The following is a 12,233-nucleotide window of genomic DNA, read 5'->3' as shown; positions in this document are numbered from 1 at the left end:
GGGTGAATAATGCCCCGCATGGACCAGGGACTTGCTGCGTTACTGGGTGCGACGGTAGGTGTCGTCGGGACGGTCGCGGCGTCGGCGATCTCCAGTGGGGCGACGCGGCGGCAACTGGAGGGGCAAGCCAAGGTCGAGCACTCGCACTGGCGCAGGCAACTGCGGCGCGAGGCGTACAGCGCCTTCCTGGCCCCGGCCAACGAGTCGCGCACTGCTCTGAAGATGGCCGCACGAGCCCTGGTCGGCGATGCCCCGGATATGGCGGAAGCCGATCGGCAACTCAGGATCGGGCAAGATCAGTTGGCTCTGGTGCAGGCGACTTGGGCCGGCCTCGCGGTCGAGGGGCCCGAGTCGGTGGAGCAGGCGGCCCACAGCGTCCACCTGGGCCTCCACTCGATGCATACGACTCTTCTCGCCTGGCGCGACTCCTCGGGCGCCCCGGATCACAACGTCAACTTCGTCGAGCGTCACGCCGTCGAGGTGACCATGGTCTCCGAGCGCCTCAGCAGCTTCACGTCGGCTGCTCGCACCGCCTTGGACGACACCGACCTTCTGCCAAGCAGGCCCCACTGAGGGTGCGGCGCCGACGGCGAGAACCGCTGCCAGTCGTCTGTCAGCGCCTCGGTGTTCACGCCGATCAGCGTGCCGCAGGGCAGCGACACGAGTGTTTGTCAGCACTTCCTTTGGGCGTCAGCACGCCGGCGTTTCGGGGCTCCACTGCCGTACCAAACCGATCCGGCTCCACCGGTACGCCGCGACAGTCCACGCCCGGGTCAGGAGGGCCTGCGCATCGCTCTCTTGTGGCGTGATCGGACATCGGATGACTTCGTTCCGGACCGGTAAGCGGGCACGTTTGCGCGGTATCGAGCCCGAGGACTGGACGGTGTTCGGTCGCCGGGCCCGCAACATCGCGCCGAAATCCACGATCGGGCACGTCAGAGCAGCTGGAGCACCTCGGCCAGCGCACCGGGACGCCGGTCGACGGGCAACGGATCGACCAGGTGGACCCGGCACCCCAGCGTGGCAGCGCCGGTGTCCGCGACAGGCTCGTCCCCCACCATGAGTGCATCGCCGGGCGCCACGCCGAGCTTGTCGCACGCCATCTGGAAGATCCGGGGATCGGGCTTCTTCACCCCGCACTCGAAGGAGAGGAAGTAGGCGTCCACGAGGTCATCGACACCGTGGTCGCGGAAGACAGTGCGCATGTCCCAGCCGATGTTGCTGACGACAGCGACCGGGATGCCTCGCCCGCGCAGGGCGCGGAGGGTTTCCTCGGTGTCGGGGTAAGGCAGCCACGCCCCGGACACTTGGGAACGTTCGTACAGGGCCTCGGCCAGGTCGGCGGCGGGCAGATCCGATTCCCGGGCAAGGGCCGTGAAGGCAGCCCGGTGTCGTTCGGCGGTCAGATCGCGCTCCCGCCACAGTGCCTCCAGACGGGGCGGCACCGTGCGCGGAGGAACCCCTCCGGGTTGAGCCCCGAACTCTTCCAACCGGCCGACGCACGAGTCGAGTTCACCCTCGGGCACGTCCAGACCGGCCTTCGTTGTCACCGCGCGCAGCCACTGCGCGGCAGATTCGATCCGGAAGAGGGTCCCGGAGAAGTCGAACATCACGCCCTTGATCATGCAGCCGATCCTGGCGGCGTCGACGAGCCGGCCGCAAGCCCGAGACGAGCACATCTTCGACCCGAGCAATCCACCAACGTCCTCAGGCACTTGAGACCCTTGATGCTCTTGATGCTCCTGAGGCCCTTCAGGTCCGAAGTGGGGCCCACACAACTCCGCGCACTGGAGTCGAGACAAGTGCTTGTCGGGTGTGTCCGTGGTGAGGTAGGTAGCCTGCCTTCATGGTTGCGGGCGAGGGGGCCGAACACATCGGTGCCGATCTTGAGGGTCAGGGCTGGGGTGCGACGCGCGCCTGGGTGGAGAAGGGGCTGGGCGAGGCGGAGCGCATCGAGGAAGTCGTGCGGTTGCGTGGCGGCTGGACGTCGCAGATGCGTCGTCTGGACATCCGCGGGCCGGGCGGTCGACGCTCGCTGGTCCTGCGGTCCTTTGCCAAGCCCTTCTTCGTTCGGCACGCGGAGGGCCTGCTGACCCGCGAGGCCGCCGTGCTGCGCCTGCTCGGCGACTCGGACGTGCCCGCGGCCTCGCTCGTGGCGGTGGACGCGACGGCGCAGTACTGCGACCACCCCTCCTTGCTGATGTCCCTGCTGCCCGGGACCGTGTGCCTGGGCGATGAAGGGGCCGATCGGCGTGCCGAACTGCTGGCCCGTCAATTGCTGCGCGTCCACCGGCTGCCGGTGACCGCGGAGGCCCGGCCTCGCACGTATCAGGCGTGGACCTCTCCCGAGCGGGTGAGCCCACCCGAAGACACCGAGCGGCCTGAGCTGTGGCAACGGGCCGTGGACGTGATCCGCCGCGAGCCCCCGGAGTACCGGGCGTGCTTCCTGCACCGGGACTTCCATCCCGGCAATGTCCTCTTCACGGGCGACGGCGTCGGCGACGGCGACGATCTGCGGATCAGCGGCGTCGTCGACTGGGTGGAGACCTCCTGGGGGCCGGCCGACCTGGACGTGGCCCACTGCTCGACGGCCCTGGCCCTGCTGCACGGGGTTCCCGCGGGCATGCGCTTCGCCGACCATTACCTTGCGGCGGGCGGGACGCCGGCCGAAGACCGCGCCGCTCATCTCTACTGGCGTCTGCTGGACGCGTTGGCCTTCGCTCCGGACGCCGAGAAGGTCGCGGTCCCCTGGCGCGAGGTGGGGCGTACCGATCTGACCCCCACCGTGCTGACCAGGCGGCTGGAGGGATACCTCCAGGCGCTTTTCGACCGATACGCGTGAATCCGGATCGGTAGCCTGCGGGCAGGAGACCCGCGGTCGGCGGGGCTGTCATGCCGCGGGTTCTTCGGGGCGTTCGACGAGGCGGCCGCGTGCGAAGCGGGCTGCGGCGCGAACCAGCGCGACGGGACGGGGTGCGGCCACGGCGCGCCGTCGGGCCCGGGCGGACTCGATCGGCTTGACGACCAAGGCCGGTCCGGCGACCCGGCTGCCGGCGCCGTGGTCAGGCGGCCGGACGGGCGGTGTGGCCGCGGCCCGAGCCGGCTCGGCGGACGTCCCGGGCGGCCAGGGCGATCATGACGGCGGGAATGAGGATGTCGTTGGCGAGGATGCCGCCCGTGTTTCCGGCGGCGTGGTCGCCGTTGGCGAACCACTGGTAGACGTGGCCGATCGTGGCTCCCCAGAGGAACGCCGCGGCCGCCAGCCCGCTGGTGAGGCGCTCGCGGGGCGACGCGGACGCGGCGCGGAAGCCCAGTACGGCGAGGCCGAGGTTGGCGAAGGCGATCTCGAACTGGAACGGCGAGTGGGCGAAGCCGATGGTGTCGGCCATGCCCTTCGGGACCGCCAGGAACGAGATCGTGATCCACACGCTTCCGATGCCGAGGGCGCCGACGGCCCACCAGCGCTGCCAGATCTCCGCCGCCGGCCGGTCCGGGCCGCGGCGACGGCAGCTCAGCAGCGCCCCGAGCGCGGGCACCAGCATGAAGAGGAGCGGAAACGTGGTCTGAACGGCGTACGGGAGGTTGTCCATGAGCTGAGTGTTGCATGGTTAATATTAACGACGCAACAGTCAGGTAGAGTGGACGCATGGACGAAGGACTGGCAGAGCTCCTGTACCGCGTGGTCATGCTGATGGGCGAGGCGGCCCGGCGCCGCTCCGGCCCGAACCAGCGCCTCTCCCACAGCCAACTGCGGCTGCTGGGCACCCTTGAGGAGATCCAACCCGCCACCCAGCACCAGCTCGCCGAGGCCCTGGCCCTGTCCGACCCCGCCATCAGCCGCGCCCTGCGCCCGTTGGAGGAGCAGGGGTACGTGACGATCACCGTCGACCCCGCCCACCGGCGCCGGCGCCTGGTCGCCCTCACCCCGATCGGCCAGGACACCTTCCTGGCCGAGGGCAAGCCCCTGGAGGAGGAACTCCGCACCGCCCTCCTCCAGGCCGGCTTCCCCTACGAGCGCTACCTCGCCGACACCCACCGGCTCGCCGCGCTGCTGACACCCGCGCAGCCACGGCGCGCAGCCACGGCCCGGCAACCGGACGGCGCACCGGACGGCACGTCGCAACCGGATCGATCGGGGCCGGCGTGAGCAAGGAGAAGGTGAATCCCGCCCCGCACGAAATCCGGGCCGCCCTGGCACCGTTCGCCACCCGACCGCACAGGGTCGTCGGTTAGGCTTACCTAAGTGCCTGGCGGCCCGGGCGTGCAACGCGGAGGCCGCCCGGAGCGTGCGCACGGCATGCACGAGGCACACGGACAGCCGAGCGCGCGAGACAGCGCGAGGAAGCGGGCGCATCGATGGCGGAACGACCGCAACGCAGGACCCCCACCCCGAAGCGCGCGACCGTACTGCGCGGCGAGAGGATCACCCCGCACATGGTCCGGGTGGTGCTGGCCGTGGACCCGGCCGCCACCCTGGACATCGGGGAGTACACCGACCACTACGTCAAACTGCTCTTCCCGGCCGAGGGCGAGACCTTCCCCGAGCCGCTGGACATCGAGGCGATCCGCCGCGACCAGCCCCGGGAGCGCTGGCCCCGGACCCGCACCTACACCGTCCGGTCCTACGACCCGGGCACCCGCGAGATGGCGGTGGACTTCGTGGTCCACGGCGACGAGGGCGTCGCCGGTCCCTGGGCGGCCCGGGCGCAGGCCGGCGAGGTGCTGTACTTCAGTGGTCCGGGCGGCGGGTACACCCCCGATCCGGCCGCCGACTGGCATCTGCTCGCCGGCGACGAGAGCGCGCTGCCCGCGATCGGCGCCGCGCTCGACCGGCTGCCGGCCGACGCGACCGCGAAGGTCTTCATCGAGGTCTCCGGGCCCGAGGAGGAGCAGAAGTTCGACGTCGGCCCCGGCACCGAGGTGGTGTGGCTGCACCGCGGCACCGGCCAGGTCGGCGCCGCGCTCGTCGAAGCGGTCACCGCACTCGACTTCCCGGCCGGCCGCGTGCACGTCTTCGTGCACGGCGAGGCCACGTTCGTCCGCGACCTGCGCCGCCACCTGCGCCTGGACCGCGGCATCCCGCGCGAGGACCTGTCCATCTCGGGTTACTGGCGCCGCGGCAAGGACGAGGACGGCTGGCAGTCCTCCAAGCGGGAGTGGAACGCGGAGGTCGAGCGCGAGCAGGAGGGCGCACCGGCCGCCTCGTAACGGCAGGGCGTACGGGAGGCGGCACCCGCCGAGGGGTGCCGCCTCCCGCCCGGTCCCGGATGCCCCGGAGGATCAGACGGCCTTCTGGTACGACCGCAGGGTGCGGGTGGAGAGCCAGACCGCGGCCAGGGCGAGCGCGACCAGGGCGCCGCCGCGGGTGAGGACCAGCGAGCCGTCCGGGTGCGCGGCCATGGCCGAACGCCCGGCGACCAGCGCCCAGTTGACGGGGTTGACGGCAGCGACGTGCCGCATCCAGGCGGGCATCAGGCCGGGGGCCATGAAGGCCGAGGAGAGGAAGGTCAGCGGCAGCAGCAGGAAGGTGTTGATGCCGATGATGCTCTCGCGCTGCCTGACCAGCATGCCCAGCGCGTTGGAGAACGCGCCGAAGACCGTGCCGAGCAGGACGGACGCCACGACGAGCAGCGCCAACCCGCCGACGCCGCCCGGGTAGTGCGCCCCGCCCGCCTTGCCGAGCAGGATGATCACCACCGACTGGAGCGCGGTGATCAGACCCTGCTGGACCACGCCGGCGTTCATCAGGGCGGCCCGGCTGACCGGGGTGATCAGGAAGCGGTTGAGGGTGCCGCGCTCGATCTCCTCCAACATGCCCATGCCTGCCCACATGTTGGAGGACACCGCGCTCATCACCACCACCCCGGGCACGAGGTAGTCCAGGTAGGAACCGGCGCCGAAGCCCGGCAGTTCGACGACCTTGCGGAAGAGCGAGCCGAACAGGAAGAGCCAGATGACGGGTTGGACCAGCGTGATGACGACCACGACCGGCTGGCGCACGATCGCGACGATCTGACGCTGCGTCATGTACCAGGTCTGGGCGAGGACTTCACCCCCGCGCCGGACCCTTCCTGGGTCGGTCGCGGCGGAGGCGGCGGATGAGGCGGCGGACCCGCCGGGCGCCGAGGTGTGCGGGGTCGCGGTGCTCATCGGGCGTCTCCGGAAGTCGTGGCGGCGGTACGGGCGTCGGCGGGCGGGTTCGTGGCGGTGGTACGGGCGTCGGGGAGGACTCCGGTCCCGCCGGGGCCCGCGCCCGTATCGGCGCCGGCCTCGGCGAACCGCCGCCCGGCGTACCGCAGATACACGTCGTCCAGCGACGGCCGGGCGACCGTGACGGCCGCGACCGCCGCGCCCTGCCGCTCCAGAGCGGCCAGCACGTGCGGTACGGCGGCGGGCCCGTCGTCGGCGCGGGCACTGATCCGGCGGCCGTCGACGTCCACCTCCCGCACCCCGGCGAAGGTGTCGAGCGCGGTCCGCAGCAGCCCGGCGTCGACCGGGCCGGGCGCGTCGCGCAGCTCCACATGGACCGCGTCGCCGCGCAGTTCGCCCTTGAGGGCGTCCGGGGTGCCCTCGGCGACGACCCGGCCGCGGTCCACGATGGCGATCCGCTCGGCGAGCCGGTCGGCCTCGTCGAGGTAGTGGGTGGTGAGCAGGATGGTCAGGCCGTCGTCGCCGGCCAGCCGGGCGATCTCGGCCCACATCGCGGTGCGCGCCTCCGGGTCGAGCCCGGTGGTGGGCTCGTCCAGGAAGAGCACCTCGGGGCGGTGCACCAGGCCGAGCGCGACATCGAGCCGGCGCTGCATGCCGCCGGAGTAGGTGTTGACCTTGCGGCGCCCGGCGCCGGCCAGGTCGAACCGGTCCAGCAGTTCGTCGGCGCGCCGCGCCAGCGCGGCGCCGCGCAGCCCGTACAGCCGGCCTTGCAGCAGCAGGTTCTCCCGGCCGGTGGCGACCGGGTCGGCGCCGGAGCGCTGGGCGACGACGCCGATGGCGCGCCGTACCCGCTCCGGGTGACGCAGCGCGTCGTGCCCGGCGACCAGGACGGCGCCGGAGTCGGGGCGGGCGAGGGTGGTCAGGACCCGGACGGTGGTGGACTTTCCGGCGCCGTTCGGGCCGAGCAGGCCGAAGACGGTGCCGGGCGCGACGGTGACGGACATGCCGTCCAGGGCCCGGACGTCACCCGGGTAGGTCTTGACCAGGTCGGTGGCCGCCACGGCGGGCGGATGCGTGCTCATGAGGGTTCCTCCGTGGGAAGGGTGGCCGGGGCGCGCGAGGGCGCCGCCGGTCGGCGGAGGCATGAGCGGCTCCCGAGGGAGGAGCCGGGCTATCGTGGGTGTGCCGCACCTCGATCACCTGGCACCCGCTCATGCGCGGAGTGCCCCCAGAAGGCTCTGGGGACGGTCGTGGTTGGTGTTCCGGCGTCCGCTGTTGCAGCAGCGGGCGCCGGTCTTGCTCCCGGGCCGTCCTGTCCCCGGGCCCCGCACCTTCGTGCGCGAGGGGTGGCCGGCGGGTCCTCTCCCCCGGTGCCGTCGTGCCGTACGGACGGGGTGGCCGGCTCCGACCCGCGGACAGCGCCGCGGGCCAGGGGGTGGGTCGGATCAGAGCGTCGGGTCAGAGAGCCAAGTCGATTCAGGTCAGGTCGGGTTCGGGGTCACCCGCTCTCCTCGCGCTCCCCGGGCGGGTCGGCCGCCTCGGCAGGGGCGAAGCCCTCCATCCGTTCCTCCAGACGGGACCACTCGTCCGGCACTTCGCCGGTCTCGTGCCAGCTGCGCCACTGTCCGATCCCGTCGAGGGTGCCGTCGGCGAACTCCTGGTACGTCGCGCGCAGCCAGGCGATCTGCGCCCGCACCATGTGGAGTTGGTAGTCGGTCTCGATGAGGAACATCCGCGGGAGTTCGCCGTCCAGCGCGTCCAGCACCCCGCGCAGCCCGGCCGCCTGGACCTCCAGCGCGCGCAGCCGGTCCCTGAGCAGGTCGGTCGCCTCGTCCGGGTGCAGGGCTCCCATCAGCGAGAGCGCGGTCTCGAAGAGCGGGTACTCCTGCGCGGGCACGGCGACCAGGTCGGCGAGCCAGTCGTGCATCTCGATCCGGCCGTCGTCGGTGAGCCCGTAGACGGTCCGCTCGGGGCGGTTGCCGTCCCGCTGCACGCCCGCGACCTCGACCAAGCCGTGCTTTTCGAGGTTCTGCACCACGGTGTAGAGCGAACCGAAGTTGATCTTGATGCTGTTTTCCTTGCCGCGTTGACGCAGCAGCCGCGCGATCTCGTACGGGTGCATCGGGCGCTCGGCGAGGGTCACCATCACCGCGAGGGCCAGCGGATTCGTCAGCTTGCGGCGCCGCGCCACCGGCACCCACCTCCTCACTCGTCGCCGTATATCCGGGTACGAATATATCGCGACTGTCGGCATCCGACAAGTGCGATGTATCGCGAGTTTCGCGATCCGGCGATGCGGCCCTCCCGCTCCCGGCCCGGTCCCGGCTCGCGCTCCCGGCCCGCTCCCGCCTCGCCCTCCTCCGCCCCGCGCACGGGAACGCGAAAGCCCGGCTCCGCTCGGCACGTTGGAAGTGCCGAGCGGAGCCGGGCTCGTCCCGGGCGGCGCGCACGCCGCGCCGGGTCCCGGTGCTCGCGGATCAGCCGGGCAGCCGGGCAGCCGGGCGACCAAGCCCCCGGTCACCCGCTCACGCCATGGTCAGCGCGTCCTGCCATGCGGTGCGGTCGGCCACGGCGGTACGCCACCGGCGCAGCGTGCGCGGCGGGATGCCGATCCCCAGCACCCCCGTCAACCTCTCACCGGAGCGGTAGGCGACGAGGAAGCGGCCGTCCGCGGGGTCGCCCTCCACCACCTGCGCCTGGTCGCTGCCGCGCAGCATGCCGTACGCCTGGATCTTGACGTCGTACTGGTCGGACCAGAAGTACGGGATCGGGGCGAAGGGCCGGCCGTCCTGCGGGTGCAGGAGGTTGCGGGCGACGGCCATGCCCTGCTCGGCCGCGTTGGTACGGTGCTCCACCCGCATCGGAGTGCCGAAGAGCGGGTTGAGCCATCGCGCGACGTCCCCGGCGGCGTACACACCGGGTGCGGCGGCGCTGTACTCGTCGCATTCGACTCCGTCGGCCACGCCCAGTCCGCTGCCGCGCAGCCATTCGGTGTTGGGGAGCGAGCCGATCGCGGTGACCACGTCGTCGGCCGGGAGGACGGTTCCGTCCGCCAGCCGCACTCCGGTCACCCGGCCCTCCTCCGCGGTGATCCCCGCGACCGCCGTCGCGGTCCGCAGGTCCACGCCCCGGTCGCGGTGCACCTGCGCCAGGTGGGCGCCGACCTGGTGCCCGAGCGCGTCGGCGAGGAGCACGGCGGACGGCTCGACGAGCGTGACGGCGGCGCCCAGGGCGCGGGCGGCGGCGGACACCTCGGTGCCGAGGAACCCGCCGCCCACCACGACCAGGCGCCGCCCGGCGGCCAGCCGGTCCCGCAGGACCACGGCGTCCTCCAGGTCACGCAGGACGTGGAGGCCGGCGGTGCCGGACGGGGCCAGGCGGCGCGGACGGACTCCGGTGCAGACGACCAGTCCGTCGTAGCCGAGTTCGGCACCGTCCGCCAGGGTCAGCGTGCGGCCGGCCGCGGAGAGGGCCGCGGCCGGCACGCCGAGCCGCAGGTCCACGTCGAGGGCGTCCAGGTCGGCCGGCCCGCGCAGGGCGGTGCGCTCGACCGGCCACTGCCCGGTGAGGACCTGCTTGGACAGCGGCGGCCGGTCGTAGGGAAGGTGCTTCTCCGACCCGACGAGGGTCAGGGCGCCGTCGTACCCGTCGCGGCGCAGGGTCTCGGTCGCCGCCAGCCCGGCGGCCGAGGCTCCGACGACCACCACGCGGCGCGGGGGAGCGCTGGTCACTCACTCACCAGCCGGATCGCCGCGGCGGGGCAGAGCGCGGCCGCCTCCTTCACGTCCTCGTACCGGTCGGCTCCCGGCCGGTCCGTCAGCATCTCCACGATGCCCTCGTCGTCCTGGTCGAACACGTCGGGCGCCGCCAGCACGCACTGCCCGGACGCCACGCACTTGGGCTGTTCCACTTCGACACGCATGGGGTACCTCGCTTTCGGACGGACAACTGCTACCAGGTGACCGGGAGTTCGTAAACGCCGTAGACCAGTCCGTCGTGCTTGTAGTCCAGTCGGTCCGCGTCCACCGCCAACTCCAGCGTCGGGATGCGGGAGTAGAGGGTGCTGTAGACGACCTGGAGCTCGACCCGGGCCAGCGGCTGGCCGAGGCACTGGTGGACGCCGAAGCCGAAGGCCACGTGCTGCCTGGCGTCGCGGGTGACGTCGAGGCGGTCCGGGTCGGGGAAGACCCGCGGGTCGCGGTTGGCGGCCTCGCCGGCCAGGATGACGCCGTCGCCGGCGCGGATCACCTCGCCGTCGATCTCGATGTCCTCGAGGGCCACGCGGCGGCGCCCGGAGTGCGCGATGGTGAGGTAGCGCAGCAGTTCCTCCACCGCCGCGGCGACCACCTTGGGGTCGTCGGTGTCGCGCAGCAGGGCGAGTTGGTCGGGGTGCCGCAGCAGCGCGACCGTGCCGAGCGCGATCATGTTCGCCGTCGTCTCGTGTCCCGCGCTGAGCAGCAGGACGCCCATCTGCGCGGCCTCGTGCCGCGTCATCTGCCCGGTGTCCACGCGCTGCCCGGCGAGCGTGGACAGCAGGTCCTCGCCGGGCCGGGCCTGCTTGTCGCCCAGGAGGTCGTCCAGGTAGTCGACGAGGGCGTTCTGCGCGGCGACGACCTCCTCGGGCGTCGAGGTGCGGCGGACGATGACCCTGGTGTTGCGCTGGAAGAAGTCGTGGTCGTCGTACGGCACTCCGAGCAGTTCGCAGATGACCAGGCTGGGCACCGGCGTCGCGAACGCCTCGACGAGGTCGACCGGCCGCGGGCCGTCGAGCAGGCGGTCGATCAGCCCGTCGACGATGGTCTGCACGGACGGCCGCAGCGCCTCGACGTTCTTGATGGCGAAGGGAGCGGTCACCATGCGCCGCAGCCGCGCGTGCTCCGGGTCGTCCATCGTGAGGAAGGTCCGCCGGATCTGGTCGCCGGCCCGGCCCGCCGCGTTGCGGTACGGGTAGCCGGGGTTCGCGGTGTCGGCGCTCAGCCGCGCGTCGCCGAGCAGGGCGCGCATGTGGTCGTACCGGGTGACGAGCCAGGGGCTGGTGCCGTCCCAGATGCGCACCCGGGCGAGCGGTTTCTGCTCTTGCAGGGTCAGCAGTGCGGGCGGCGGGTCGAAGGGACACCCGGCCGCTCGGGGCATCGGGTAGTCGGGGTGTTCGAGGTGTTCGGACGGCGTGACCGTCGAGATCTCGGCCATACGTGCCTCCTCGGCAGGAGTGGCCACCCAACATCCCTAACGGCGTTAGGTGCCATGGGCAACGATATCGACACCGTGCGTCACATCAACACCACGGAGGGCGCCGTCGTCGCTATTCGGCCATCACGCGGTCGAGCAGGTCGTCCGCCCGGTGCGCGATGCTCTCCAGGTCCGCCTCGAAGGGCAGGGCCATCGTGATGGCCACGATCCCGTGCAGGGCGGACCACAGCAGCAGCGCGTCCTTGCGGTCCCGCTCCGCACCCGGCCGGGCGGCGCGGCAGGCGGCCACCGCGTCCTGCCACACCCCGTACAGCAGCCACACCGGGTGCTGCGGGGACTGCTCGCGCGGCGCCGTGACCCGCTCAAGACCGAACATCAACCGGTAGCGCGTCGGGTTCTCCAGCGCGAACCCGCAGTACCGGTGGGCCATCGCGCGCAGCGCGGCCGGCGGCCCGGAGTGCTCCTGCCGGTCCCATGTCGCGTGCAGGTCGGCGACCAGCGTCTCGTACGCCTGCTGCGTCACGGCCGCCACCAGGTCGGAACGGTCCTTGAAGTGCAGGTAGATGCTGGGTGCGGAGATCCCGACCTCCCTGGCGACGGCGCGCAACGACACCGCGTCCTCGCGCCCGGCCGCGGCCAGCAGCCGCGCCGCCGCCGACAGGATCTCCGTCTTCAGCGCGGCCCCCTCACCCCACTGGCTCGGTGTGCGCCGCTTGAACGTCTCCGCCATCCCCGCTCCTTCCGCCGCCCTTCCCCGGAGCATTATCGAAGCTGACCGGAACCGGACCGTCCCCCGCGACGCACCCTTGCCAGGCGCGCGCCCGCGTGAACGCCTCGCCCCCCGAAGGCTGGGCTCCGGTCCGGCCCCTGGTCCGGGCCTGATCCGGCCCTGG

Annotated in this window: 13 protein-coding genes; 4 read left to right on the top strand and 9 right to left on the bottom strand. The window is 72.2% G+C overall.

The genetic code is table 11. The features are described 5' to 3' along the window. The first annotated feature begins 18 nt into the window (after positions 1-18). Positions 19-573: a hypothetical protein gene (locus OG896_RS33280; protein ID WP_329371311.1), complete on the top strand. Its 555-nt coding sequence runs from the start codon at positions 19-21 to the stop codon at positions 571-573. Between the two features lie 362 nt (positions 574-935). Here OG896_RS33280 and OG896_RS33275 read toward each other — a convergent pair whose 3' ends face one another. Continuing rightward, positions 936-1,625 carry an HAD family hydrolase gene (locus OG896_RS33275; protein ID WP_329371309.1) on the bottom strand — a complete coding sequence of 230 codons (690 nt, stop codon included), beginning with the start codon at positions 1,623-1,625 and terminating at the stop codon, positions 936-938. Positions 1,626-1,846: 221 nt separating this feature from the next. Between OG896_RS33275 and OG896_RS33270 the strand changes: the two genes are divergently transcribed. After that, positions 1,847-2,842, top strand: a complete 996-nt coding sequence (locus OG896_RS33270) for a phosphotransferase family protein (RefSeq protein ID WP_329371307.1) — start codon at positions 1,847-1,849, stop codon at positions 2,840-2,842. A gap of 220 nt (positions 2,843-3,062) precedes the next feature. Here OG896_RS33270 and OG896_RS33260 read toward each other — a convergent pair whose 3' ends face one another. Continuing rightward, positions 3,063-3,590: a DUF6790 family protein gene (locus tag OG896_RS33260; protein ID WP_329371305.1), complete on the bottom strand. Its 528-nt coding sequence runs from the start codon at positions 3,588-3,590 to the stop codon at positions 3,063-3,065. A gap of 56 nt (positions 3,591-3,646) precedes the next feature. Here OG896_RS33260 and OG896_RS33255 point away from each other — a divergent pair, with 56 nt between their 5' ends. Both OG896_RS33255 and OG896_RS33250 read left to right on the top strand, forming a co-directional pair. Continuing rightward, positions 3,647-4,147, top strand: coding sequence for a MarR family winged helix-turn-helix transcriptional regulator (locus OG896_RS33255; protein WP_329371303.1), 501 nt, complete (start codon positions 3,647-3,649; stop codon positions 4,145-4,147). A 209-nt stretch (positions 4,148-4,356) separates the two neighbouring features. Beyond that, complete coding sequence (locus OG896_RS33250; RefSeq protein WP_329371301.1) at positions 4,357-5,208, top strand: siderophore-interacting protein; 852 nt, start codon at positions 4,357-4,359, stop codon at positions 5,206-5,208. Positions 5,209-5,280: 72 nt separating this feature from the next. On the opposite strand, the gene OG896_RS33245 is transcribed toward OG896_RS33250, so the two are convergent. From OG896_RS33245 to OG896_RS33215, 7 genes are all read right to left on the bottom strand, one after another. Continuing rightward, complete coding sequence (locus OG896_RS33245) at positions 5,281-6,027, bottom strand: ABC transporter permease (protein WP_329374422.1); 747 nt, start codon at positions 6,025-6,027, stop codon at positions 5,281-5,283. A gap of 119 nt (positions 6,028-6,146) precedes the next feature. Beyond that, complete coding sequence (locus OG896_RS33240; protein ID WP_329371299.1) at positions 6,147-7,232, bottom strand: ATP-binding cassette domain-containing protein; 1,086 nt, start codon at positions 7,230-7,232, stop codon at positions 6,147-6,149. A gap of 416 nt (positions 7,233-7,648) precedes the next feature. After that, positions 7,649-8,341, bottom strand: a complete 693-nt coding sequence (locus tag OG896_RS33235) for a PadR family transcriptional regulator (RefSeq protein ID WP_329374420.1) — start codon at positions 8,339-8,341, stop codon at positions 7,649-7,651. 334 nt (positions 8,342-8,675) lie between these two features. Next, complete coding sequence (locus OG896_RS33230; protein WP_329371297.1) at positions 8,676-9,881, bottom strand: NAD(P)/FAD-dependent oxidoreductase; 1,206 nt, start codon at positions 9,879-9,881, stop codon at positions 8,676-8,678. Further along, positions 9,878-10,072, bottom strand: a complete 195-nt coding sequence (locus OG896_RS33225) for a ferredoxin (RefSeq protein WP_328461917.1) — start codon at positions 10,070-10,072, stop codon at positions 9,878-9,880. Before OG896_RS33225 ends, OG896_RS33230 begins: the two co-directional genes overlap by 4 nt. Before the next feature lie 29 nt (positions 10,073-10,101). Next, entirely contained in the window at positions 10,102-11,340 is a 1,239-nt protein-coding gene (locus OG896_RS33220) for a cytochrome P450 (protein ID WP_329371296.1), read from the bottom strand. A 112-nt stretch (positions 11,341-11,452) separates the two neighbouring features. Then, entirely contained in the window at positions 11,453-12,070 is a 618-nt protein-coding gene (locus tag OG896_RS33215) for a TetR/AcrR family transcriptional regulator (protein ID WP_329371295.1), read from the bottom strand. Between the last annotated feature and the right edge of the window lie 163 nt (positions 12,071-12,233).

Source organism: Streptomyces sp. NBC_00669 (genome assembly GCF_036226785.1).
Lineage (GTDB): Bacteria > Actinomycetota > Actinomycetes > Streptomycetales > Streptomycetaceae > Actinacidiphila.
This window is presented reverse-complemented; position numbering and strand designations above follow the sequence as displayed.

Bases quoted from the DNA above. Each gene is read 5' to 3' on its own strand.
- OG896_RS33280 (WP_329371311.1), top strand. From the start codon at position 19: ATGGACCAGGGACTTGCTGCGTTACTGGGTGCGACGGTAGGTGTCGTC.
- OG896_RS33245 (WP_329374422.1), bottom strand. From the start codon at position 6,027: ATGACGCAGCGTCAGATCGTCGCGATCGTGCGCCAGCCGGTCGTGGTC.
- OG896_RS33240 (WP_329371299.1), bottom strand. From the start codon at position 7,232: ATGAGCACGCATCCGCCCGCCGTGGCGGCCACCGACCTGGTCAAGACC.
- OG896_RS33270 (WP_329371307.1), top strand. From the start codon at position 1,847: ATGGTTGCGGGCGAGGGGGCCGAACACATCGGTGCCGATCTTGAGGGT.
- OG896_RS33260 (WP_329371305.1), bottom strand. From the start codon at position 3,590: ATGGACAACCTCCCGTACGCCGTTCAGACCACGTTTCCGCTCCTCTTC.
- OG896_RS33215 (WP_329371295.1), bottom strand. From the start codon at position 12,070: ATGGCGGAGACGTTCAAGCGGCGCACACCGAGCCAGTGGGGTGAGGGG.
- OG896_RS33255 (WP_329371303.1), top strand. From the start codon at position 3,647: ATGGACGAAGGACTGGCAGAGCTCCTGTACCGCGTGGTCATGCTGATG.
- OG896_RS33250 (WP_329371301.1), top strand. From the start codon at position 4,357: ATGGCGGAACGACCGCAACGCAGGACCCCCACCCCGAAGCGCGCGACC.
- OG896_RS33220 (WP_329371296.1), bottom strand. From the start codon at position 11,340: ATGGCCGAGATCTCGACGGTCACGCCGTCCGAACACCTCGAACACCCC.
- OG896_RS33225 (WP_328461917.1), bottom strand. From the start codon at position 10,072: ATGCGTGTCGAAGTGGAACAGCCCAAGTGCGTGGCGTCCGGGCAGTGC.
- OG896_RS33275 (WP_329371309.1), bottom strand. From the start codon at position 1,625: ATGATCAAGGGCGTGATGTTCGACTTCTCCGGGACCCTCTTCCGGATC.